23 protein-coding genes and 1 pseudogene are annotated in these 23914 nt (G+C 41.9%); 1 reads left to right on the plus strand and 23 read right to left on the minus strand.

Features of this window, described 5'->3' with window-relative positions; all coding sequences use genetic code 11:
* Positions 1 to 202, plus strand: a 202-nt coding sequence (locus V7654_RS00005) for a hypothetical protein (RefSeq protein WP_335427481.1), incomplete at its 5' end; no start/stop codon positions are given.
* Between the two features lie 15 nt (positions 203 to 217).
* On the opposite strand, the gene V7654_RS00010 is transcribed toward V7654_RS00005, so the two are convergent.
* The 23 genes and pseudogenes from V7654_RS00010 to V7654_RS00120 all read right to left on the minus strand — a co-directional run bounded on the left by V7654_RS00010 (position 218) and on the right by V7654_RS00120 (position 23910).
* Positions 218 to 745 (minus strand): DinB family protein, encoded by a 528-nt coding sequence (locus V7654_RS00010; RefSeq protein WP_335427483.1) that lies wholly within the window; start codon positions 743 to 745, stop codon positions 218 to 220.
* Between the two features lie 128 nt (positions 746 to 873).
* Positions 874 to 1320, minus strand: coding sequence for a hypothetical protein (locus tag V7654_RS00015; protein ID WP_335427484.1), 447 nt, complete (start codon positions 1318 to 1320; stop codon positions 874 to 876).
* Between the two features lie 134 nt (positions 1321 to 1454).
* Positions 1455 to 3431, minus strand: a complete 1977-nt coding sequence (mutL, locus tag V7654_RS00020; protein ID WP_335427485.1) for a DNA mismatch repair endonuclease MutL — start codon at positions 3429 to 3431, stop codon at positions 1455 to 1457.
* A 30-nt stretch (positions 3432 to 3461) separates the two neighbouring features.
* On the minus strand, positions 3462 to 6125 hold the full coding sequence (gene mutS / locus V7654_RS00025; RefSeq protein ID WP_335427487.1) for a DNA mismatch repair protein MutS: 2664 nt from the start codon (positions 6123 to 6125) through the stop codon (positions 3462 to 3464).
* A gap of 242 nt (positions 6126 to 6367) precedes the next feature.
* Positions 6368 to 6994: a response regulator transcription factor gene (locus V7654_RS00030; RefSeq protein ID WP_335427488.1), complete on the minus strand. Its 627-nt coding sequence runs from the start codon at positions 6992 to 6994 to the stop codon at positions 6368 to 6370.
* A gap of 397 nt (positions 6995 to 7391) precedes the next feature.
* Positions 7392 to 7718: a hypothetical protein gene (locus tag V7654_RS00035; RefSeq protein WP_335427489.1), complete on the minus strand. Its 327-nt coding sequence runs from the start codon at positions 7716 to 7718 to the stop codon at positions 7392 to 7394.
* Positions 7719 to 7746: 28 nt separating this feature from the next.
* Positions 7747 to 7890 carry a hypothetical protein gene (locus V7654_RS00040; protein WP_335427490.1) on the minus strand — a complete coding sequence of 48 codons (144 nt, stop codon included), beginning with the start codon at positions 7888 to 7890 and terminating at the stop codon, positions 7747 to 7749.
* A 242-nt stretch (positions 7891 to 8132) separates the two neighbouring features.
* Positions 8133 to 8435: pseudogene (locus tag V7654_RS00045) on the minus strand (NUDIX domain-containing protein); the annotation flags it as partial.
* Between the two features lie 15 nt (positions 8436 to 8450).
* Positions 8451 to 8573, minus strand: a complete 123-nt coding sequence (locus V7654_RS00050; RefSeq protein ID WP_335427491.1) for a hypothetical protein — start codon at positions 8571 to 8573, stop codon at positions 8451 to 8453.
* 39 nt (positions 8574 to 8612) lie between these two features.
* Positions 8613 to 8789, minus strand: coding sequence for an amino acid transporter (locus V7654_RS00055; RefSeq protein WP_335427493.1), 177 nt, complete (start codon positions 8787 to 8789; stop codon positions 8613 to 8615).
* A 569-nt stretch (positions 8790 to 9358) separates the two neighbouring features.
* Positions 9359 to 9904: an outer spore coat protein CotE gene (locus V7654_RS00060; protein WP_335427494.1), complete on the minus strand. Its 546-nt coding sequence runs from the start codon at positions 9902 to 9904 to the stop codon at positions 9359 to 9361.
* Between the two features lie 219 nt (positions 9905 to 10123).
* On the minus strand, positions 10124 to 10564 hold the full coding sequence (locus tag V7654_RS00065) for a RicAFT regulatory complex protein RicA family protein (RefSeq protein WP_335427495.1): 441 nt from the start codon (positions 10562 to 10564) through the stop codon (positions 10124 to 10126).
* A 1-nt stretch (position 10565) separates the two neighbouring features.
* Positions 10566 to 12110, minus strand: coding sequence for a tRNA (N6-isopentenyl adenosine(37)-C2)-methylthiotransferase MiaB (miaB, locus tag V7654_RS00070; RefSeq protein ID WP_335427496.1), 1545 nt, complete (start codon positions 12108 to 12110; stop codon positions 10566 to 10568).
* Positions 12111 to 12532: 422 nt separating this feature from the next.
* Positions 12533 to 13399 carry a 2-oxoacid:ferredoxin oxidoreductase subunit beta gene (locus V7654_RS00075; protein WP_335427497.1) on the minus strand — a complete coding sequence of 289 codons (867 nt, stop codon included), beginning with the start codon at positions 13397 to 13399 and terminating at the stop codon, positions 12533 to 12535.
* 1 nt (position 13400) lies between these two features.
* A complete protein-coding gene (locus V7654_RS00080; protein ID WP_335427498.1) occupies positions 13401 to 15134 on the minus strand; it encodes a 2-oxoacid:acceptor oxidoreductase subunit alpha in 1734 nt (577 codons plus the stop codon).
* A 286-nt stretch (positions 15135 to 15420) separates the two neighbouring features.
* Positions 15421 to 16362, minus strand: a complete 942-nt coding sequence (locus V7654_RS00085; protein WP_335427499.1) for a dipeptidase — start codon at positions 16360 to 16362, stop codon at positions 15421 to 15423.
* A 138-nt stretch (positions 16363 to 16500) separates the two neighbouring features.
* Positions 16501 to 16761, minus strand: coding sequence for a stage V sporulation protein SpoVS (gene spoVS, locus V7654_RS00090; RefSeq protein ID WP_010193268.1), 261 nt, complete (start codon positions 16759 to 16761; stop codon positions 16501 to 16503).
* Between the two features lie 151 nt (positions 16762 to 16912).
* The gene (locus V7654_RS00095; RefSeq protein WP_335427501.1) at positions 16913 to 17710 is read right to left on the minus strand and encodes a TIGR00282 family metallophosphoesterase; all 798 of its coding nucleotides are present in this window, start codon (positions 17708 to 17710) and stop codon (positions 16913 to 16915) included.
* 140 nt (positions 17711 to 17850) lie between these two features.
* Positions 17851 to 19413 (minus strand): ribonuclease Y, encoded by a 1563-nt coding sequence (gene rny, locus V7654_RS00100; RefSeq protein ID WP_335427504.1) that lies wholly within the window; start codon positions 19411 to 19413, stop codon positions 17851 to 17853.
* Between the two features lie 295 nt (positions 19414 to 19708).
* Positions 19709 to 20749: a recombinase RecA gene (gene recA / locus V7654_RS00105; RefSeq protein ID WP_335427506.1), complete on the minus strand. Its 1041-nt coding sequence runs from the start codon at positions 20747 to 20749 to the stop codon at positions 19709 to 19711.
* Positions 20750 to 21011: 262 nt separating this feature from the next.
* Complete coding sequence (locus tag V7654_RS00110) at positions 21012 to 22262, minus strand: competence/damage-inducible protein A (RefSeq protein WP_335427507.1); 1251 nt, start codon at positions 22260 to 22262, stop codon at positions 21012 to 21014.
* A 25-nt stretch (positions 22263 to 22287) separates the two neighbouring features.
* Positions 22288 to 22866, minus strand: coding sequence for a CDP-diacylglycerol--glycerol-3-phosphate 3-phosphatidyltransferase (pgsA, locus tag V7654_RS00115; RefSeq protein WP_335427508.1), 579 nt, complete (start codon positions 22864 to 22866; stop codon positions 22288 to 22290).
* Positions 22867 to 23025: 159 nt separating this feature from the next.
* Positions 23026 to 23910, minus strand: coding sequence for a helix-turn-helix domain-containing protein (locus tag V7654_RS00120; protein WP_335427509.1), 885 nt, complete (start codon positions 23908 to 23910; stop codon positions 23026 to 23028).
* Positions 23911 to 23914: the final 4 nt, after the last annotated feature.

Raw genomic sequence — 23914 nt, forward strand, 5'->3', positions numbered from 1 at the left:
TGCATCATTTCATTCACCATGGTGCGAATTTTCATTAGCATGGATGTCTCTGTTAAACAAGGCTGTTGATTTCCGTTCCAGGCGCTTCGCTTTCCGCGGGGCGTGCGGTGAGCCTCCTCGTCGCTTCGCTCCTGCGGGGTCTCACCTGTCCCGCTGCTCCCGCAGGAGTCTTCGCGCCTTCCACTCCAATCAACAGGCTTAAAAACAACATTGACCTTTAACAGAGCAAATTTTTTAAATATTTTTCCTTATTGATTTTCATATGATGAAGCTCATGTCCTGCAATCATGAAAGGAAGTGCTCTCGCAGTAATTTCATATCCATTAGCCGAACCTTTACGCTCCCATGCATATTGAGGTATCCCCTTCATTAAGCTGATTGTAGACCTTCTGACTAACTTATAATCCTCAAGTAGCTCTGTGAGGGACCGCAAATGAAAGGCCGCCTCTTTTACATAGTCATTTTCACTGTAACCGGGGAGCACGGTCTGATCTCCTCTGGAAATACGCAGCAATCTGTACGCCATTATCCGTTCGGTATCCGTTATATGGCCAACGACTTCACTTAGTGACCATTTTCCTTCAGCATACCGGTAATTGGCTTCAGCTTCTGTAAGATTTGAAAGTAGTGTATAAGTTTCATCCGATTGTGAAGCAAGAATATCTGTTATCTCTCCTTCTGGAACTAAATTTATATAGCTTCTTGTGTATTCGGGATATTCTTCGATTAATGGACGTTTTAGCAATTACATGTCTCTCCTTTTACATCATTCTTAAGATTATTATTAATTCGTCTTATAGCTGGAAGAATCCTGTTTGGCAGAAAATATAGCAAGGCACCGTACATCTCTAAAGCTACAGTGCCCACCAAAATCTATTCTGCATGCTGTTTCCGTAGCTTATTAAAATACAAAAATACCGGAAGAGGGATTATGATAAATCCAAGACTTTTTATAATCTGGTTAATGGCACGATCCTTTTGGCGAGTCTTTTCTTCATTTATATAAACATCATAGTTGCTGCGAAGTTCGTCTTCACTCAATTCAGTTTTTGACCCTTCAATTTTCCCATTTTGATTCATTTGTTTATATTCTGTATAGCTCTGGTAATAGCCAGATGGACTTACAAGATCGGCGGTTGCCATAAAAATTGAAACACCTCCGCCAATGACCATCATTAAAGTAGCGAATAGAACGAGGTAAATATATAAATGCCTGACCATGAGCTCTCCCCCTTTTTCTTTGTTTTTCATTGCAAATGCTACGATGAAAACAAGAATGACTATCGGCATGATGGCAAATAGTAGCGAAAAAACAAACAATGGAGCACCTCCACTCTTCTCATCTACTTTAAATATACTGTTAAAATCAGTATTCTACTATCCATTTTTTAATTTACACAAAAATAAAAAGCAGTGCTTCCAAGGTTGAAAGCACTGTCTTTTGAAGTTTATTTTTACATTACACGCTTGAACATTTTCTCCATTTCATAAGTGGAATAATGAACAATGATTGGCCTTCCATGCGGACATGTGAAAGGATCAGAAGAGCGGCGCAATTCATCGAGCAATGCCTGGATTTCATCGTTTCGCAAATGATGGTTCGCCTTGATGGATGCCTTGCAGCTCATCATGATCGCTGCTTCTTCGCGCAGCTTCTTGATATCCACTTTTTTCATCGCCAGCAGCTGTTCGATCATGTCCTCAATCAGCTCTTGTTCCTCCCCTTGCGGCAACCATTGCGGATGGGAGCGGACGATAAAGCTATTGTAGCCAAATGGCTCAAGGAAGACTCCAACCTTTTCAAGTTCTTGCTGATGTTCATTGATTTTAATGCATTCATCAGCAGAATATTCAAGTGTGATTGGCACTAGCATTTCCTGCAGCTCTGTAGCTACTTCGCCTACCTTATCCCTGAAGTATTCATACTTAATCCGCTCCTGGGCAGCATGCTGGTCAATAAGATAAAGGCCACGCTCATTCTGCGCAAGAATGTAAGTGCCATGCATCTGGCCAATAGGATAGAGAGGCGGGACTCGGGAGGGATTGCCTTCTGCCGTAGTAATGCTAGGCTCATCCAATTGGACCTCTTTACCCGGCACTGCAACGCGTGGATCGTTTATTTCTGTTTCCCCTACACGTGCCTCTTGCTCCTTTACATTTCCTTGAATGCTCTGTTCACTTTTATTTGTTTCCGGCCTTATTAATGTTTCTGCAGCTGTAAAAGCATTCCGCCAGTCTGGAGCTTCAGTTTTAGTTAAATCCTTCTGTTCAGAAGCAGAATAGCGCTGGCTTAATTCAGATGCTTTTGCTTCGATGGGATGCCCACTGCCGATAATACCGTTTGAATGGATACTAGGTGTGCTTTTTTCAGGCAAATGATCAAGATCCATGAAAGTCTGTTCCGACTTTGGCTTTATTTTTTGTAAAATGAGCCCCGCAGGTATCAATTCCTTCGTTTTAAATGCATTTTTAATCACGCTGGACACGAGTTCATTTAGTTCCTGCTCTTTGCTCAATCGCACTTCCATTTTAGAAGGATGAACATTTACATCAATTAAAAGTGGATCCATATCAATGTTCAACAGGACCACAGGAAATCTTCCTATCGGAAGCAATGTGTGATACCCTTCCTGAATGGCTTTTACCAGTGCATAGTTTTTAATGAAACGGCCATTGATCATTGTTGAAATATAATTCCTTGATGCCCTTGTTATTTCAGGCATGGAGATATATCCGCTAATTTTATAATCCAGTGACTCGCCAGATATTGGCACCATCGCTTTTACCATATTGATTCCATAAATTGCAGCCAGAACCTGACGGACATCGCCATTTCCTGCGGTCTTCAATAACTGGCGACCATTATGGACGAGCCGGAAGCTAATATCTGGATTAGCAAGTGCAAGCCGGTTTACGACATCCGTGACATTCCCTAGTTCCGTGTGGATCGTCTTCATATATTTCAAGCGAGCCGGTGTGTTAAAAAATAAGTCAGTGATCGTGATATCGGTTCCTTTGCGGCCATCCGCCTTATCAAGCGACTCCACTTTGCCGCCTTCGATCGTAATCTTGTTTCCTTCGACACCTGTTGAGGTCTTCATTTCCAATCTAGAAACAGATGCAATACTCGGCAGAGCCTCTCCTCTGAAACCAAGCGTCCTGATCCGGAACAAGTCGTTCTCATTCTTGATTTTGCTGGTCGCATGGCGCTGGAAGGCGGTAAGAACATCGTCTTCTTCAATGCCATCACCATTATCGGTAATCCTGATCCTCGCAAGCCCAGCTTCTTCAAGATCGACTTCGATTATAGTACTGCCGGCATCGATCGAGTTCTCAAGCAACTCCTTCACGACAGAAGCTGGACGCTCAACTACCTCTCCGGCTGCGATTTTATTTGATAAAGCATCATCGAGTTGAATGATTTTCCCCATTTTTCCACCTCCAGCATTCGCTTTAATTCATTAATTGCGCAGCTTTTTCTGCAATTCGTAAAGTACATTGATTGCTTGAAGCGGCGTCATATCAAGTATTTCAATCCCGCTTAATTTATCAAGTACTTGCTTTTCCTTTTTGCTAATTGAACTTTCTTTCTTAGGTGACGGATCCTCATCAAAGAATGATAGTTGTGCAGCGGCAGCTGTTTCAGCGACCTGAAGCCTGTGTTGAGCTTGCAGCCCCTCAGTATTAACAGCGTTTGGTACAGGATCAGCACTTCTTTGTCCATGAAGTTCGTTGGAAATCTGAGCATCTGTCTGCTCAAGGATTGATAGAATTTCTGCGGCACGCTCGATAAGCTCTGCCGGCAGTTCAGCAAGCTGGGCAACATGTATACCATAGCTCTTATCTGCCGCCCCTTCTTTGATCTTATGAAGGAACACGACCTTCCCATTTTGTTCAACCGCGCTGACATGGACGTTCTTCAATTTCACCAGTTCATTTTCAAGCGTTGTCAGTTCATGATAATGCGTTGAAAATAGCGTTTTAGCGCCAATTTTATCGTGAATATATTCAATCATCGCCTGGGCAAGTGCCATTCCGTCATAGGTGGATGTTCCTCGGCCGATTTCATCAAATAAGATCAAACTGTTTTCAGTAGCGTTCGTAATCGCGTTCTTCGCTTCAAGCATCTCGACCATGAACGTACTCTGTCCTGATACCAAGTCATCTGCCGCACCAATCCTCGTGAATACCTGGTCAAAGATTGGCATTTCTGCATCAGATGCGGGTACGAAGCAGCCTATTTGTGCCATGATTGCCGTAAGTGCAATTTGGCGCATATACGTACTTTTACCAGACATATTAGGCCCTGTTATAAGGAGTACTTCCCGTTCTCCATTCATAAAGCAGTCATTCGGCACATATTCCTGCGCATCCATAACCTTTTCGACAACTGGATGGCGGCCATCATTAAGGACAATTTTCCTGTCTTCAGAAAATGCTGGCCTTACATATCTCCGCTGTTCACTTAGCTCGGCAAATCCAAGCAGGACATCCAATTCACTGAGTGCTTTCGCAAGTCCCTGCAATCTAGGGATGTATTCTTTGATTGTTTCGCGAATGCCGACAAATAACTGGTATTCAAGCTCAATGCTTTTTTCCTCTGCTGCAAGGATCAATTCTTCCTTTTCTTTCAATTCAGGTGTGATAAATCGCTCGGCATTTGAAAGCGTCTGTTTGCGTTCATACTGGCCTTCCTGAAGCAAATGAAGGTTCGCGCGTGTCACCTCAATATAGTAACCAAAAATACGGTTGTAGCCGACCTTCAGAGATTTTATGCCTGTTTTCTCACGCTCCTGGCGCTCAAGCATCGCAATCCAAGTTTTTCCGTTTCTGCTTGCATCACGGTATTGGTCGAGCTGTTCATCATACCCATCCCGGATGATGTTTCCTTCCTTAACAGAAATAGGAGGATTATCAACGATCGCCTGCTCAAGCAGGTCCGCAGCCTCTTCACAAGGGTCAAGGCGGTCAGCCATGCGAGCTGCTTCTTCATGCGGAAGGCTCTCCAAAATATGCTTTAAAGTAGGCACCTGCAGTAATGACCTTTTTAATTGCATCAGATCCCTTGGATTCAAATTGCCGAACGCAACTCTTCCTGCCAGCCTTTCAAGGTCATATACTTCTTTCAGTTTTTCTCTTAATTCTTGCCGTTCAAAGTAATGTCCCACAAATAGCTGGACCATTTCCTGCCTGCGGCGAATCTCCGCTTGATCAATGAGCGGCCTGTTGATCCATTGCTTGAGCATCCTTCCGCCCATAGCCGTCATTGTCTCATCGAGCAGCCACAAAAGCGTGCCCTTTTTTGCAGTTGAACGGATTGTTTCAGTCAGTTCAAGGTTTCGCTTTGAAAAATAATCAATTTTCATATATTGCTGGACTTTGTAGACGGATACTTTTTGCAAATGAACCAGGCTGCGTTTTTGTGTTCTGAACAAATAGTTGAATAATCTTGATCCAGTTGTTTTTAATTGGTCATTGTTAAGCTCAGTAAAAAGCTCCGTGAAGCTTTCATTCAGATCAGTGTTATCCTCTATCGATATAGCCATAATCGAACGTTCCTTCAGCTTCTTTTGAATTTCTGAAGAAAGCGCGCTTTCAATGACTACTTCCTTTGCACCGGACATCGACAGCTCGTTGATCAGTTCCTCGATATTTCCTGATAGCAGTGTAGCCCTGCTTTCTCCAGTTGTCAGATCACTGCAGGCAAATCCATACGTATCTCCAGGGAAAACGGAAACAGAAGCGATAAAATTGTTCTCTTTATCCGTAAGTCCACGGCCTTCCATCATCGTTCCAGGCGTGATCAGCTGGACGACTTCCCGCTTAACGACACCTTTAGCCAATTTCGGATCTTCGGTTTGTTCGCAAATCGCTACTTTATATCCTTTAGCAATCAGCTGTTCAATATAGTTAGGGGCCGAATGGTAAGGCACTCCGCACATCGGAATCCGTTCCTCACCGCCGCCCTCTCTGCTTGTAAGAGTAATTTCAAGCTCTTGAGATGCCTTCAGTGCATCATCAAAGAACATTTCATAAAAATCGCCCAGGCGAAAAAATAAAAAGGCATCTTGGTAGTCTGCCTTTACTTGCAGGTATTGCTTTATCATAGGGGTATATGTAGCCATATTATCCTCCAACATTCACTTTAATTCGATCTTATACTCTAAATATCTATTATAACTCGACAATAGTTATTTTTCGATAGAATCCCCCTAAAAAGAATTACCAAACCCACATCACCGCACCAAAGCTTCACCGCATCGGGGGTCAGACCCCCAGCGCTTTAACGTTTTACCGTGCTGGGGGTCTGACCCCCAGCGCTTTACCGTAGAAATGCGTAAAAGCAGGACTTTTTCAGTCCTGCTTGTTAGTTTTGGAAGACATTATATTTACGTGCCAGTTCGACCCATTCATAACGTTTTTGTGTTTTCAGCTTTTCACCGATTTTCTGGCGATGGTTTTCGACTGTTTTAACTGAAATTCTGAGCCTCTCAGCAATATCTTTTTGTGAAAAGCCCATAACTGTCAAGATGAAAACTTCCTGTTCCCGCTTTGTGATCGGCAAATCGATTTGGTGAAAATGATCAACTCCACCTTCGTCGTCCAATTCAAGCTTATCAAATACCTTCTGATTAGCTAAAATCCGATCGAGTGATTGAACAAGTTCATCCCGCTTATGCTGCTTGATTAAATATCCATCTGCTCCTGCCTCATATGCTTTTTTCTGGTATCCGATATCATCATGCATTGAAAGAATGACAATTTTGGCCACCGGCAGTATTTTTCTCAGTCTTTCTAATGTTGTCAGGCCATCAAATCGTCTTAACATCGAAACTTCAAGCAACACAAGGTCAGCTCGAAACTGTTCAGCAGCCTTTAATGCCTCATAGCCATCACAGGCATAAATTCTCTCATCGATGCAAAACGACTGCTCCAAAAGCACGCTTAATCCATCTCGCACAATTTCATGGTCGTCGATGATCATTACATTCATTTTCGTCCTCTCCCACGTTCTTTGTTAAGGCGACAACCCTTTTATTCGGGCAGGGCACCCCCTGCAAAGTCACACGCTTACGATTTCCCCTGCTCTCTTTACCCTTCCATTTTAACCCGGTACTTCTCTTTAATATTGAAGATTTTATTAACATTGAGTGAATGTTTTCATAAAAAAAGGACCTGGAGCAGGACCATTTAAAATAGATATTGCCATTGATTAATCCTGTTATTTTTCATCCATTGAGCAATCTTTTTAAGCAAGTCTATCACGCTCTCAGAGTCACCAGCAGCTGTTAATACTATCTGAAAATGATCAACCATGCTTATTTTTATGAAAAACAAGTTATCCCAGCAAAAAAAAACAGGCTAAGATTCAGCCTGTTTACATTAATCAATTATTTTAAAGTGTTTAATACTTGTTCTATATTCTCGTTCGTCATTTCTACTGCCTGCTGCATCGTCCTTACATCATTTGATGCCCAATAATCGTATACTCTAGCTAAATCATTCCGATTGTATACCTGATTAGCGAAAGTGCTAAAGAAGTATACCAATAAAACATTCACAACATTGGCCGGCAGCTTTTTACGTGTCGATATTGATCTTAGGGCTATATTTTCAAGCCCGCGAATATTGTTATTTGTTAGTTTCTCCACCACTTCTATTGGCAAGGCAGTTTCGCAGAAATGAAGGAAGTCTGGGTCATTTAAAAGTTTATTCATAGATAAATCTCCTGCTATATTTACTTTTCTAGATCGTTTTGATCGCATTCTCCAATAGTTCGATATCTTTTGATATTGCTTTCCTTATCCTGACATCATTACATCTTTGATATTCATTATGCAGCCGTCTAAGTTCCTCACGAAAAATTAGATATTCAAAGTTGTTATTCATAATCGCCCTCATTATCATTGACTATTCTAGAAAATATTTTCCCATAATTTCCTTGAGTTAAACAAATTTATTTCGATTGAGGGGTATTATGCTTACCTTAACATTAAGCAGTGACTCATTGAAAGAGGTATTTTGGTTTATTTAATTTTCCCAATGAGCAGTCCTTATAATAATTTTTGATCCTAGCTGCTACGAATCTGTTTAGCTTAAAAACGATAGAAACACTTAATAATTTCATTCTTTTAATTCATCATTTTTAAAGTCTGGCCTACAACCCAGCTTTGGTGATCATGAAACAAACATTTTATGGCCTTTGCTGGTTCCATCCACCTTAGGAAATGCCCCGCATCTGTTGGCTCTCCTGCCTTGCCTAGGATGTTACATATGTAAAAAAAAACCTCACTTAGATAATAGTTCATATCATTCGCTGAAAAAAAGTAACGTTGGGCGCTCCCTATATACAATCCTATTTCCAGCGTCATGCCCATTTCCTCGATACCTTCTCTCCGGAGGCATTCTTCTTGTGATTCTTCGTTTTCCAAGCCTCCGCCAGGTAGAAATTAGTTGCCATCACTCGTTTGGATTACGGCGATTTTATCCATATGTTCATTGAAGATCAAACCATAGACTCCCGGCCTGAAGACGTAATTGATTTCATCCTCTTTAATTCCGAAAATGTTCATGCTATTTTCCTTCTTTCCTAATAAATAAAGCGACAGAATTCATGACAATAAATTCATGATCATAATGAATAAAATCGATATCGAAAAGAAACCAATCATAAAGTAGCCAAAATACCTTAGTGGTTTTGGCAGTTTTTTCAGTTCTACCTTCGTCGGATAACCTTCTATTTTATTTAGATGATCCATAGCATCATTAATCGGTTTTTTATCTGCCATCTTGATTCCCCCGTTTGGCTACCTTTTTCTTCCATGAATAATAGCGACAACAGTTAAAATTTTTAGGTACTCAATCATTCTGGTGCATAAAAATAAGGTATTAATCAAAAAAATTTTATTATACTATTTTCGCCTAATTTAAAGTATTGATCAGTGAAAACCGTATTCATAGTTATTAGGGACAATACCGTTCTTCGCCATCATAGCGAAAGCCTGGAACAGTAATTTGCAGGTCCGCCTTACAACCCTACATCGCGGCTACATATACTATTCGGCTTCAATCACAACATTCCTTTTATTGAGAGTAATAACAATTCCGCAATTTCCCTAAATTCAAAGAATGCAAGTGCTTAGATGTGATAATATGTATTCTAATAAAGATAACAACTCACGCTTTTCTGTCATAAATGACTATTTCTTCTTTCAAAAAATTCAAATACCGCCACGATCAAGGATTAAAGCAGTAGCTGCACTAAAACTAGGTGCTTTCAACATATGTGCTTGCAAAAATTTAACAATTACTTGCCCTTAAAAAAAAAACTAGGAAGTGCGAGCTTCCTAGTTCGATGTTATTCTTCTTCAGTTCCTAAAAGGAAATCTGGGTTTAGGTCTTCAAACTCGTCGTCATCGACACCGTGGCCCCATTCATCATCGTCACAGTCGCAGCCACCTGGATGGACAAGAACGCATACCTTGGTTTCTCCGATGACTTCAACCAGGAACTCCCTCTCTACATGTACGATGATCTTGTTGCCATTTGGCGAGATGACTGCTTCAATGCAGTTAGGCTGTTGAAGCACCTCGACAAGCACATCGTGGTCATCCATGCAATCTGGGTCGCGGTATTTAAGCTTGATGACATCACAGTACGTTACTTTCTCTGTTACTACTTCTGTTCTTGTATTATCATCAAAGGAATGCCAGATATTGATGTCATAAGACCCGCTTACCTCAACTGTTTTGCCGACCTTTTTTGCTTTATACTTATGGTTTATGACCCAAGCGCCTAGAATGCTGCTCGGATGATGCGCTGGGGTGATCGTATGATTGGACTGTGTAAACTTGCGTCCCTTCGCTACGACGGCTTTCGTAATAATCTCTCTGTGTTCTCCCATTGCGAGCGAAACCTCCTCAATCTTTTTCAATTCATCCTATGCGTGATATTAGACTAGTGTGCGATTAATTTTAGAACAGCTAGTAAAAACTTAGGCATAGTTCATTGTATGCCCAATCACGATGAATGTTCCCGATTGATGAAAAAGTGGAGGCAAGAACATAAAAAAACATGGTATCTATCTTGTATAGATACCATGTTCCAATAAAATTTTTATTGTTTAATGGCTGCAGCTGCTGCCACAGCTTTCGCCATTTTTGATCGATGCGCCTGTTTCTCCGCGAAGAACATCTCCGCCAGTTGAAGCGACCACCTCATCCGTAACGGTATTTGAGATCGTTGTAGCGATTAACTGAAGCAGATCATTTACTTCCATTTGAGATTGCTTGAATTCCTGTACCACTGGAATTTCGTCAAGCTGCTGCTCTAATGAAGCAATTTTTTCTTCAGTCTTTTGAAGCGCTTCTGACTTTCCGTAGTGCTGGAAGTTAACAGCCTGTTTTTGCAAACCTTTAATAGAAGAAATAATGGTTTTTACTTTTTCATTTTCGTGAATTTGCGCTTCTGCACGCTTGAAAAAATCAACTTCCTCCGTCTCAGCAATCATTAATGCTATTTCTCTTGAACGCTGGATAATGTCATCTTTATTATATTTAGCCATCCTACTTCACCTCAACTGGTTCAAATTCTTCGATCATTTCCCCGTTTAATGACCACGTTTTTGCATTTGTAATCTTTACTTTCACCATTTTGCCAATCGCGGTTTTGGGACCGACAAAATTTACAAGCTTCATCTTGCTTGTGTAGCCCGCAAGGACATCAGGGTTATTCTTGCTTTCGCCTTCTACCAGTACCTCAACAATGTGATCCTGATATTTTTTCATGGACTGCGCAGATTGCTCATTAACCAGTGCATTCAAACGCTGCAAACGCTCTTTCTTTACTTCCATCGGGACATTGTCCTGCATCTTAGCAGCAGGTGTGCCTTCCCTTGGAGAATAAATGAAGGTATATGCAGCTTCAAAGCCAACTTCACGAACAAGGGACATTGTTTCTTCAAATTGCTCCTCGGTTTCGTTTGGATAGCCTACAATGATATCTGTAGTCATAGTAGCATTAGGGATTGCGGCCTTAATTTTACTGACTAGCTCAAGATATTGTTCACGTGTATATTTACGTGCCATAATCTTCAATACATCAGTGGAACCAGATTGTACCGGCAGATGGATGTGATCCATCAAATTACCGCCTTTAGCGAGCACTTCGATTAAATGATCATCAAAGTCGCGCGGATGGCTTGTAGTAAAACGGATTCTAGGAATATCAATTTTACGGATTTCATCCATCAGGTCACCTAGACCATACTTCATATCAGTAAGGTCTTTGCCGTACGCGTTTACGTTCTGCCCAAGCAGGGTAATTTCCTGATAGCCCTGTGCAGCAAGCTGGCGTACTTCCTGGATGATATCTTCTGGACGGCGGCTGCGCTCCTTCCCGCGAGTATAAGGAACGATGCAGTAAGTGCAGAACTTATCACAGCCATACATAATGTTAACCCATGCCTTAATATTGCCCCTGCGCACTTTAGGAAGGTTTTCGATTACATCCCCTTCTTTAGACCAAACCTCAATAACCATTTCCTTTGACATATATGCTTCATGAAGGATGTTTGGCAAACGGTGGATATTATGTGTCCCAAAAATCATATCAACCTGGTTATATGTTTTTAAAATCTTGTTTACGACTGATTCTTCCTGTGACATACAGCCACAAACACCCAACAGGAGATCAGGCTTTTCTTTTTTCAAATGTTTAAGATGTCCAAGTTCTCCAAAAACCTTATTTTCGGCATTTTCTCTGATCGCACAAGTATTTAAAAGAATGACATTTGCATCTTCCACCGTGTCTGTCGGTTCATAACCCAGGTTTAAGAAGATTCCAGCCATAACTTCTGTGTCATGTTCATTCATCTGACAGCCATACGTGCGGATATAGAACTTACGCCCCTGGCCCATTCCATGGAACTGCTCGGGAATGGCAAAGTCCTTATGATACGCCACTTCTTCCTTGCCGCGTTTCTTCGCATCCTTCAAGGAAGGAGCTGTATAAACAGTTTCAAAGTACTTGCTGTAATCCTTATCGGATTTTTTGTCCGAAGGATTAGCAGATTGTACTTGTTGGCTTTCCAAGCGTTGATTTTCGTTCATTGTAGATCCCCTTTCGTTAGAAAAGCGTGAGCGATTTGAGCCGCTACGAATTGCATTAGTCCGCTGCTATGCATAAGGGTCTTAATAGCAGCTCATGCCGAATGAAAACGGTCAGGCGCTGGAGTCTAAATCCAGAAAGCTACCGCATTTTTAAATCAGGGCAAATGAAATTTGAAACCCTGAAAATATTAAATATACACATTATAATAGTATAAACTCTTCAATCAATGAAAACAATAGTAGGCGCTGGAAATACAGTATTCCTTGAGAAAAAGCCTGTCCAATACCCAATATTACCTCAACAATACATCTTTAGGTGTGATGGTTGTCACTAATCGACGATAATAAAAACCCCAATCAACAATGATTGGGGTCTAATATTGTCCAGTCCCAGCACCTTTTAGGATCAAGAGACTATTTTATTACATGAATTCTGCAACTAGCTTATCAAAGTGAGCCTGATCAAGCTTAAGATCTGCATGTGCAAGCGGAGTTTCAGAGTAGCCGCTTACTAGTTCCTGGTATGATTTGCGCTCGGTGTTTTGATAGATTAACCCAGTTACAAGTCCATCATGCTGCATCAAAGTTTGCATTGCAGCTTCACGGTTTGTTGGGTCATATCCTTCGATATCGCTAAGCTTTGTCAGGTTTTCTTTGAACCAGTCATATGTGTTTACTTTATTGTAAGTTACACATGGGCTGAACACGTTGATTAAAGAGAAACCTTCGTGCTTGATTCCTGCTTCGATAAGAGCAGTTAAATCCTTAAGGTCAGTTGAGAAGCTTTGTGCCACGAATGTAGCGCCAGCAGTCAATGCCAATTCCATTGGAGAAATCGCTTGTTCGATTGAGCCCATTGGAGTTGATTTTGTCTTGAATCCAGCAGCTGAACGAGGGGAAGTTTGTCCCTTTGTCAAACCGTAAATCTGATTATCCATGACGATATAAGTAATATTGATGTTGCGGCGGATCGCATGGACTGTATGTCCCATACCAATCGCAAATCCGTCACCGTCTCCACCTGAAGCGATAACTGTTAAATCACGGTTCGCCATTTTCACACCCTGTGCGATAGGAAGGGCACGGCCATGGATTCCGTGGAATCCGTAAGAGTTGATATATCCGGAGATACGGCCAGAACATCCGATTCCTGAAATAACTGCCAAGCCTTCTGGCTCTAATCCAACATTTGCAGCAGCACGCTGAATTGCCGCCTGAACAGAGAAGTCGCCACAGCCTGGGCACCAGTTTGGTTTTACATTATTGCGAAATTCTTTAAAAGTCGCCATCCTAGAACAACTCCTTGCATTTTGTGTGGACTTCCTGCGGCAAGAATGGATTTCCGTCATACTTGAGGATCTTGGTGATCTTCTCATGACTTCCCACGTTCATCTTCATAATGTTTGCCAGCTGTCCTGTTGCATTATTTTCAATAACTGCAACCTTCTTTGCAGATTTAACAAGCTGCATCATTTCATCAGCTGGGAACGGATGGATTAGGCGCACATGTGCGTGGTTTACTTTCAAACCATCCTTCTCAAGTCTTCCCATTGCTTCTTCAATCGCACCACGTGTAGAGTTGAAACCTACGATCAATAGATCCGCTTCCTCATGAGGAGCGTTTGTATGGATTGGCGTATTGAACTTCAGATTGCTAATCTTGCGGAAGCGCTTATCCATCTGGGCAATACGGTTCGCAGCAGATTCTGAAGGTTTTCCAGTTTCGTCATGCTCCACACCAGTTACATGGTGGATGCCGTTCTTCATTCCTGGAACGACACGTGGTGATACACCATCTTCAGTCACTTCATAACGCTTAAAGTAACCCTTGTCATCAATTTCAGGAAGTGCCTCAGTAGCTAATTTACCACGGCGGATTTCAACTTTATCAAATTCAAGCGGTTCAACAGTCTGCTTTCCTAATGATAACTGAAGGTCAGTCAGCACAATAACCGGGCACTGGTATTCTTCTGCAAGGTTAAAAGCTTCAGCTGCATCGTAGAAAGCTTCCTGTACAGTACTTGGAGCCATAACAATCTTAGGAATCTCACCGTGAGTTCCATAAATCATTGCCATAAGATCTGATTGTTCCTGTTTAGTAGGAAGACCTGTTGATGGGCCACCACGCTGAGTGTCAACAATGACAAGCGGTGTTTCAGTGATACCTGAAAGACCGATTGCTTCCATCTTCAATGAAAGACCAGGACCTGCAGAAGCTGTAAGCGCACGTACACCGCCATAGTTTGCGCCAATTGTCATCGTAACAGCCGCAATTTCATCTTCTGTCTGGATAACTGTTCCGCCTAGAGCAGGAAGTTTCTTGATCAAATATTCCATGATTTCTGATGCAGGTGTGATTGGGTATGCAGCCATGAAACGGCAGCCTGCTGCCACAGCACCAAGTGCGATTGCATCGTTCCCAATCATAAATAGGCGTTTTTGACCATCCGCTTTTTCAAGCTGCATAGTTTCGGAATCGCCTAATTGTTGTTTCGTATATTCGTAGCCAGCTTTGATGGCTTCCATATTTTTATCGACAACTTGTTGTCCTTTGCGTCCGAAGATTTCCTGGACGACTTCTTCAAAAACTTGGATATCTAAGTCTAAAATAGCACTAGTCGCACCGATGGCAACCATGTTTTTCATAAGAGATGTTCCCAGTTCAGTAGCCATTTCCGTAAATGGAACCGCATACATCGCAGCTTTAATATCCTCTGGCTTCTTTGGGTCAAACTTAGCATCAGCAATAATTACGCCATTCTCATGCAATTCTTTGTAGTTTACATCGATTGTTTCCTGATCGAAAGCTACAAGAATATCTAAATCGTCAGAAATAGATCGAACCTCTGTAGTGCTTACTCGAATCTTATTATTTGTATGTCCGCCTTTGATACGTGATGAAAAGTGACGGTACCCATACAAGTAGTAGCCTAGACGGTTCAATGCAATAGAGAAAATTTCCCCGGTAGATTCAATTCCTTCTCCCTGCTGTCCGCCAACTTTCCATGAAAGTTGATTGATCATCTCTTACACCCCTTTAGATACGTAAAAAAATATGTAAAAACGCTTCGTTATTAAGTGTAGCACTTTTCCTAGTCATTCACTAGAATTAACGGTTTTCAAACAAAATCGCATCTGAAATCTAGCAAAAGGATGGTACTAAACGCTTACAATTCTAGACCTATGTGAAAAAAAAAGCAACCCTTTATAAGGAAATATTGACGAAAATATGAATATTTTTTTATTTATTAAAATATTATAAGTTTATTGCCTGCCGCTTTTAGCTTAAAAGCAATCAAAACCCTTGCTGCTATTGGATTTTGCCATTTCCCCATGGCAGTCTCTCTGCCATATTTGAAAATAAAAACTTCTTTACTTGTATATCAGAATAGTATTTTTGCAATTCATTCCATAAGTTTTCGTATTGATTGTTTCCAGCTAGCTTTTTCACCGAAAATTCAGTACCGTCAAAGTCAGAGCCAAATCCTACATGGTTCTCTCCTCCTATTGAGCATACGTATTCCAGGTGACGAAGTACATCATCTAATACGGCCAGCTTAGTCCCTGATAAAAATTCCGGCACAAATGTAATGCCCATTACTGAGTCCCGTTCTATCAATGCCTTTATCTGGTCACTCCGCAGGTTTCGCGGATGGGGACAAAGAGAATGACAATTGGAATGTGAAGCAAACATATGCCTGCTGGTTTCGATTACATCCCAGAATCCCCGCTCTGATAGATGGGATACATCGCAAGCTGTATTTGTTTCGTTCAACACCTTTATCACCTGCTTGCCGAACCTTGAAAGGCCTGCTCCTCGTTCTTCCAGCGCACCGTCAGCAACATAATTCCCATAATTCCAGGTTAACCCCACTGCTCTGACTCCCAGCCTCAGCAGTGTTCGCAATTTCAACAAATCCTGTCCAATTGCGTCGCATCCCTCAAGCGTCAGCATCGCCCCTATTTCATTTTCTCCCAGCTCACGTATATCCTCTTTACTTTTTACCAGCTTCATCTGCGGATAGGGCGAGAGAACCTTCTCGTAAAATAAGTCCACCATCCTAAGTGTCGCCTGAAATTTCAAATCAGGATGGACCGACTCCGGGACATAGATGGCAAAGAGCTGAACTTTGGTCTTTGAGGTGATCAACTGCTCCAGATTTACCTGCAACTCCTTAGAGCTGCCGAATTCGAGGTCTGGATTCATAAATAACTTATATAAAACATCACAGTGAGCATCAAATATTTTCATATGGACTCCTCCTATTCTTATTGATAATACGGCATAAAACGAAAAAAACCTGCTTGCAAAAGCAAACAGGCAGATGATCTGAACCATATAGATTCTTTAAAACCCACATTCTATCTTTATGGCGGACTTGCACCAGAGTTACCTAGGTTCTACGATCAGTTTGATTGCAGTACGCTCTTCGCCGTCAATCAGGATATCAGTAAATGCCGGGATGCAAATTAGATCGACGCCGCTAGGTGCTACGAACCCTCTTGCGATCGCTACTGCCTTTACGGCCTGATTTAATGCACCCGCTCCAATCGCCTGGATTTCTGCGCCGCCTCTTTCACGCAGTACTCCAGCAAGCGCACCAGCTACAGAATTAGGATTAGATTTTGCTGAAACTTTTAATATTTCCATTCCTGGCTCCTCCTTATATTGTCCCGATCCTGAATGCCATAAGTGGACATCCAGGTTTGTTTGTTCCACTGCTACTATATTCAGGAGGAAGCCTACATATGACCCGCAATAAAAAAACTGCGGAGAAAGCCTTGAAAATAGGATCTTTTGATTACGTATAGAATGGATGGTCATCATTGACAAGGATAGTTTGAATCTTCACTGCCTTGCCTGTTTTCTTGTCAAGGTCAATCAAAACAGCAGATAGTTGAGACCGACCGTCCTTCGCGACCTCAAACCTCGTCGGCAGGCTCGTCAAAAACCTTCTGAGGACGGCTTCTTTCTCAACGCCTAATATGCCGTCATATGGACCCGTCATGCCCACATCAGATAAAAACGCTGTACCATTAGGCAGAATCCTTTGGTCCGCTGTCTGGACATGAGTATGCGTTCCTACGACCGCTGATACTTTACCGTCAAGGTACCAGCCCATTGCTTGCTTCTCACTTGTTGCCTCTGCGTGGAAATCCACAAAAATCAGAGGCGTTCTTTTCCTTGCTTCTGCAATCAATTCATCTGCCTTTTTAAATGGACAATCAATCGGAGTTAAAAAGGTTCTGCCCTGTAAATTGATAATCGCAAGCTCTTCCTGATTTATCTTTAAGTATACAATGCCCTTTCCTGGTACTTCTTCAGGGAAATTGGCAGGTCTGACGAGATATTTCGCATTATCAATAAATTCAAAAATTTCACGGTTATCCCAGGCATGGTTTCCAAGCGTTACAGCCTGGGCTCCCTGTTCAAGAAATTGACGATAAATCTTTTCAGTTATCCCTTTTCCGCTGGCCGCATTTTCACCATTGATGATCGTCACTGTCGGCCGATATTTTTCTTTCAACTTTGGCAGGTATTCGGTTACCATATCTCGTCCTGGAGAACCTACTACGTCTCCCACAAATAAAATCCGCATCAAAATTCCCTTTCCTGTCTCAAATTTAGCTGTATAAATCAAATTGTATCATACTCACATATCTATAAGAAAATCTATAGGTGCGCGTATATTAACCTAACATCATCATCCATTAAAAAAAGCGGTGCAATAGCACCGCTTTATTTTGCGTATTCAACTGCCCGAGTCTCACGGATGACTGTGACCTTGATATGACCTGGATAATCGAGCTCTTCCTCGATTTTCTTACGGATATCACGAGCCAGGCGGTGAGCCTGCAAATCATCAATTTGATCAGGTCTAACCATAATCCTGATTTCTCTGCCTGCTTGAATTGCAAACGACTTTTCGACTCCCTCATATGATTCAGAAATCTCTTCCAATCTTTCAAGGCGTCTAATGTAGTTTTCAAGCGCTTCGCTGCGGGCACCAGGCCTTGCAGCTGACAATGCATCAGCAGCAGCAACGAGTACTGCAATGACCGAAGTTGGCTCAGTATCGCCATGGTGAGAAGCAATACTATTGATGACAACAGGATGCTCCTTATACTTAGTAGCAAGTTCCACACCGATTTCTACGTGGCTTCCTTCTACTTCATGGTCGATCGCCTTTCCAATGTCATGCAGGAGTCCTGCACGGCGAGCTAATGTCTCATCTTCACCTAACTCAGCAGCAAGCAAGCCGGACAATTGTGCTACTTCCATTGAATGCTTTAGAACATTCTGTCCGTAGCTGGTTCGATACTTCAAACGGCCAAGAATTTTGATTAAGTCTGGATGCAGTCCGTGAACGCCCACCTCGAAGGTTGTTTGTTCCCCAACCTCACGGATGTGCTCATCCACTTCACGGCGTGCCTTTTCAACCATTTCCTCAATTCGAGCCGGATGAATACGTCCGTCCTGAACTAACTTGTCAAGAGCTAAACGGGCTGTTTCACGTCTGATTGGATCAAAACCGGAAAGGATTACTGCTTCCGGAGTGTCATCAATTATGAGGTCAATTCCCGTTAACGTTTCCAGGGTACGGATATTCCGTCCCTCACGGCCGATAATGCGTCCCTTCATTTCATCATTCGGAAGGTTTACGACTGACACAGTTGTTTCAGCAACATGGTCAGCTGCGCATCTTTGGATGGCAAGTGAAAGAACTTCTTTCGCTTTTTTATCGGATTCCTCTTTCGCCCTGTTTTCGTTTTCCTTAATCATTAGTGCAATGTCGTGAGCAAGTTCTTGCTCAGTTCGTTCCAAAATGATGGATTTAGCCTCATCACGCGTTAAGCCCGAGATGCGTTCAAGTTCAGCCTGCTGATTTCGTACCATCTCGTCCACTTTGCTTTCCATCTCTTCAATATGCTGTTGTCTTTTGGAAAGAGCGTCATCTTTTTTCTCTAAAAGATTTTCCCGTTTATTCAACGTCTCATCTTTACGGTCAAGATTCTCCTCTTTTTGCAATAAACGATTTTCTTGTTTTTGCAGTTCATTTCTTCGCTCACGAATTTCACGCTCTGCTTCAGTGCGCAGCTTGTGATTTTCATCCTTAGCCTCTAGCAGGGCTTCTTTTTTCATAGCCTCTGCTTCGCGCTTCGCATCTTCAATAATCTGCTCAGCAGCGTTTCTGGCACCTGCAACTTTTGCTTCCGCAACGGATTTACGATAAAAATAGCCAACAACTGCACCGACGAATAGGCCAAGCAAAATGGAGATGATCAAAATAATAGGATCCATCATTTTCACCTCCTCTTGCTATGAACTTGTGTTACGTTTTTTAAAGTGTCGGCATGTACATTGTTTCAAGCATCAACATACAGCTCTAATGCTTTTAAACGTTTTTAATACCATGAAAATGTAAAATATACATTTTTAATTGTAAAGCTGCTAAATTTTATTGTCAAGGGTTTGTCCCCCAAGGATTTGAAACCTTTTTATTCATTATTCTTTTTTTTCTAATTTTTATTTAAAAATTAACCAAACAAGGCCTCCTGGTTACAGGAGACCTTGTGTTAATTTTCAAGCTAGAGTTCTAATCCAGTTCAAGTTCTTCCTGGTCTTCATCACTTTCAGTTACGGTAAATTCTCCATCAAGTCCGTAGTGATCCCGGATCTTTTTCTGGATTTCAAGGCGGATGGATGGGTTCTCTTTAAGGAAAATCTTTGCGTTTTCCCTTCCCTGTCCAAGACGTTCTTCATTATAAGAATACCATGAACCGCTCTTTTGGACGATATCGAGTTCTGAGCCAATATCGATGATCTCGCCCTCTTTAGAGATTCCTTCACCGTACATGATATCAACTTCAGCCGTACGGAACGGAGGAGCAACCTTGTTCTTAACAACCTTAATCTTTGTTTTGTTACCTACCATTTCATTTCCCTGCTTCAATGTTTCAGCACGGCGTACTTCTAGACGTACACTTGAATAGAACTTTAATGCGCGTCCACCAGGCGTTGTTTCAGGGTTACCGAACATTACACCGACTTTTTCACGAATCTGGTTAATGAAAATGGCAAGAGTCTTAGATTTATTGATAGCACCAGACAGCTTACGCAAAGCCTGAGACATCAAACGAGCTTGAAGACCTACGTGAGAATCACCCATCTCCCCTTCAATTTCAGCCTTTGGTACAAGTGCAGCAACAGAGTCAATAACGATAATATCAATTGCTCCGCTTCGAACAAGTGCTTCAGCAATTTCTAAAGCCTGTTCACCAGTATCTGGCTGTGAAAGAAGAAGTTCATCGATATTAACACCAAGCTTTTGAGCATATACAGGATCAAGAGCATGTTCTGCATCAATAAACGCAGCTTGTCCGCCGTTAGCCTGTACTTCTGCAATCGCATGAAGCGCAACTGTTGTTTTACCTGAACTTTCTGGTCCGTATATTTCGATAACACGTCCGCGTGGATATCCGCCTATTCCTAGAGCAACATCCAATGCAAGCGAGCCACTTGGAGAAGTTGAAATCTTAGTGTCTGTCTTCTCTCCCAATTTCATAACTGAGCCTTTACCAAATTGCTTCTCAATTTGTTTTAACGCCATATCTAGTGCAGCTTGACGATCACTCACTCAATTTTCCTCCTTTTATATAAAAACGAACTGGCATTCTGCCTGTCCACAAATCTCTTATTTAATGCCTACTATTACTATACCTTTTTCACAACTGTTTGTCCATTAAAAAGTCGAACATTTATTCGTTTTTTTTCATAAACAAAAATCTGATAAAAGTGATTTTTATTCTATGTTTTAACTAATTTCTATAGAGTCAAACCCATGAAAAAGCCATTTTCAAAAGGAATCTGTCTATTTCTTGCAAAAAAAAACACGGAGCTCATCGCTTCCGTGTCCCTGCCAATCTATTAAGCAATAAAAAGCAGCCATACTTTACGGCACGCGTTCTGATTGCCTTCCTGGATCCGCCCAGATTAAATTTTTCGGCATATACTGGCTGGCCCTTTATCGATATTCCGATAAATACAGTTCCTGCAGGGTGGCCTTCTAATTCATCTGGACCTGCAACGCCTGTAAAACTGATTCCAATGTCTGCGTTTAGGAGTACAGCTGTGTTAACTGCCAGTTCCTTAGCACATTCGCCGCTAACAGCTCCATATTTTTCAATGGTTTCAGGATTAACGTTCACTAATTTAATCTTAGCCTCATTTGAGTAGCAAACGATCCCACCTTTGTATATGCTGCTCACACCTGGAATGGAAGTAACCTCCTGCTGAAACATGCCTCCTGTCAAACTCTCAGCTGCTGTTAAAGTCAGATCTTTTTCCTTTAGAAGCTTCGAAAGTTCAGTCATAAGTGAAGTTTCGTCATAGCCATAAAAAAATTCGCCAACACGTGCCATAATATCAGCTTCAACTCTATCAATAAGCGTTTGAGCTGTTTCTGAAGAACCATCTCTTGCGGTGAGCCGTAATGTCACTTCGCTGTCCCCTGCTAAAGGTGCAATCGTCGGATTGCTCTGGGCATCTATTAGGTCCTCAATCTTAGCTTCAAGTGCCGCCTCGCCAATTCCAAAGAAACGGAGCACCCTGGACTCGATTTTTGCCTGCCTGCCATACATGCCGGCAATCGCTTCCTGTCCATATTTTGTGAACATTGGTTCCATCTCGGATGGGGGGCCAGGGAGGAGCATGTATTTGTGCTTCTCAGTTGATAGAAACATTCCTGGAGCCATTCCATTATCATTCTTCAATATAATGGATCCCTCAATCACTAGTGCTTGCCTTCGATTGTTTTCTGTCATTGCCCTGTTTGTCTTTTTAAAATAATGCTCGATTGAAACCATTGCTTCTTCATCCATTACAAGCTGTTTCCCGAGCTGTGCAGCAATCGTATCTTTTGTAAGATCATCCTTGGTAGGTCCAAGTCCTCCAGTGAACAGGATGAACTCGGCACGTTCCTGAGCAACTTTCATGGCTTGTTCTAGCCTGTCGGGGTTATCACCCACAACGGTATGATAGAAAACATTTATGCCAAGATCAGCTAGTTGCCGTGACAGAAATCTAGCATTTGTATTGACGATTTGTCCCAGAAGCAATTCCGATCCTACCGCAATAATTTCAGCATTCATCTCCAAACTCCCCCAGTGGCTGCCATTATTTTGAGTTCGTGAAAATATCCTTATTTTTGGCGAAATAGTCCCATCCAGACCAAATTGTAAAGAACATCGCTACCCATAATGCAATGTCCGCAAATGGAATCGAAAAAGCTTCAAATATGATGTTGTGCAGCAGCAGTGCAGAGATGGCGACAGTTTGGGCCCACATCTTTATTTTTCCAGGCATTTTAGCTGCTACAACCTCACCGCCTCCTGCAAGGAGAAGGCGAAGGCCAGTAACGGCAAATTCCCTGCTGATGATCACAATAACAATCCAAGCTGGTGCATATCCAAGCTCAACTAATACGATAAGAGCAGAAGATACAAGGAGCTTATCTGCCAGCGGGTCCAAAAATTTCCCAAGATTAGTGACAAGATTGTGCTTTCTGGCTATATAACCGTCAACCCAGTCAGTAACTGATGCAAAAATATAAATAAGTGCACCAATTAGATGGGTAACCGGCATTGTTGTACCAAGCAGAGAAATTTCCCCCCACGAAAATGGTACCATCATCACGATTAGAAATACCGGTATAAGAAAAATCCGTGAAATCGTAATTTTATTAGGCAAGTTCATATTCTTTATCCTCCAAGATGAAAATAGCGAAGTACAGAAGACTGCCTTCCACTTTATTATGCAATATGTAAAAAAGATTACTATCCATTATAATTTTAGCCCGTATAAACATAAGTCCATACGGGCCTTTTAAACATACTTTAGGTTCAGCTAAGTGGCTTATTTTACAAAGTTGATTGTGATCTTCTGTGTCATGTCTTTTTCCGGGGATACCGCATACTCCAGCTTTTGGTCATTCACATAAATTTCTGTAGCTGGTGCGTAGCCGACATTAATAATTGCCTGAGTGTCATTGGTGAGATCAGCTGTCTTACTCTCATTCTTCCCTTTAACCAATGTTTCCTGGAAAACAGACTTGCCTGTCCCATTTGAAACCCCGACCCATGTCTGGCCCAATGAAACAATCTTAACTACAAACTTATCTGTATTCTTTACTTCGTAAGTTGTATTACTTCCACTATTTGAAACCACAGTAAGTTGTTGTGCAGGCGTTTCTTCTGGTGCTTTTTCCTCTTCTGCAGGCTCTTCCTCAGTATCTCCTGCTTGATCGCCTTCATCAGTACCGTCGCCCTCATCAGCAATTTTTTCTGATTCCTCGAGCGCAGGCTTCCCTTTATCAGTTGTTGCAGGCTCCTTCGCTTCATCACCAGCATTCTGGACAATCAGATACCAAATTAATGCGGTGGCACCGATAATGAATACCCCAATTAAAATTTTTGGAAGTACATCAAAAATTTTAGAGGTGTCTGGTGAGATGCTTTTCCTCGACTGGACTCGGGAAAGCTGCTCAGGAAGCTCTTCGTGGTATGTATTGGGAATCTCGTTCTTATACTGCTCGAACAACGGGTCTGGGTCAATCCCTACCGCTTCAGCATACTGTTTGATAAAGGCGCGGACATAAAATTTACCCGGCATCATGGAATAATTCCCGTCTTCGATGCCAATAAGGTAGCGCTTTTGTATTTTCGTGATGGACTGCAACTCGTCCAGGCTGAGGCCTTTTGCTTCACGTGCTTCTTTTAAAATATTTCCTAACTCAGTCACGATA

It is taken from the genome of Bacillus sp. JJ1609 (genome assembly GCF_036967045.1).
In the GTDB taxonomy this organism is placed as follows: domain Bacteria; phylum Bacillota; class Bacilli; order Bacillales; family Cytobacillaceae; genus Mesobacillus.

Coding starts and splice junctions, on each gene's coding strand:
- miaB (WP_335427496.1), bottom strand. CDS start 12,110: ATGAACGAAAATCAACGCTTGGAAAGCCAACAAGTACAATCTGCTAAT.
- V7654_RS00110 (WP_335427507.1), bottom strand. CDS start 22,262: ATGAATGCTGAAATTATTGCGGTAGGATCGGAATTGCTTCTGGGACAA.
- V7654_RS00065 (WP_335427495.1), bottom strand. CDS start 10,564: ATGGCTAAATATAATAAAGATGACATTATCCAGCGTTCAAGAGAAATA.
- mutS (WP_335427487.1), bottom strand. CDS start 6,125: ATGGCTACATATACCCCTATGATAAAGCAATACCTGCAAGTAAAGGCA.
- V7654_RS00095 (WP_335427501.1), bottom strand. CDS start 17,710: ATGCGGATTTTATTTGTGGGAGACGTAGTAGGTTCTCCAGGACGAGAT.
- V7654_RS00035 (WP_335427489.1), bottom strand. CDS start 7,718: ATGAATAAACTTTTAAATGACCCAGACTTCCTTCATTTCTGCGAAACT.
- spoVS (WP_010193268.1), bottom strand. CDS start 16,761: ATGGAAATATTAAAAGTTTCAGCAAAATCTAATCCTAATTCTGTAGCT.
- pgsA (WP_335427508.1), bottom strand. CDS start 22,866: ATGAACTTGCCTAATAAAATTACGATTTCACGGATTTTTCTTATACCG.
- mutL (WP_335427485.1), bottom strand. CDS start 3,431: ATGGGGAAAATCATTCAACTCGATGATGCTTTATCAAATAAAATCGCA.
- V7654_RS00030 (WP_335427488.1), bottom strand. CDS start 6,994: ATGAATGTAATGATCATCGACGACCATGAAATTGTGCGAGATGGATTA.
- V7654_RS00050 (WP_335427491.1), bottom strand. CDS start 8,573: ATGAACATTTTCGGAATTAAAGAGGATGAAATCAATTACGTCTTCAGG.
- V7654_RS00085 (WP_335427499.1), bottom strand. CDS start 16,362: ATGAAAATATTTGATGCTCACTGTGATGTTTTATATAAGTTATTTATG.
- V7654_RS00040 (WP_335427490.1), bottom strand. CDS start 7,890: ATGAATAACAACTTTGAATATCTAATTTTTCGTGAGGAACTTAGACGG.
- rny (WP_335427504.1), bottom strand. CDS start 19,413: ATGGATCCTATTATTTTGATCATCTCCATTTTGCTTGGCCTATTCGTC.
- V7654_RS00080 (WP_335427498.1), bottom strand. CDS start 15,134: ATGATCAATCAACTTTCATGGAAAGTTGGCGGACAGCAGGGAGAAGGA.
- V7654_RS00060 (WP_335427494.1), bottom strand. CDS start 9,904: ATGGGAGAACACAGAGAGATTATTACGAAAGCCGTCGTAGCGAAGGGA.
- V7654_RS00075 (WP_335427497.1), bottom strand. CDS start 13,399: ATGGCGACTTTTAAAGAATTTCGCAATAATGTAAAACCAAACTGGTGC.
- V7654_RS00055 (WP_335427493.1), bottom strand. CDS start 8,789: ATGGCAGATAAAAAACCGATTAATGATGCTATGGATCATCTAAATAAA.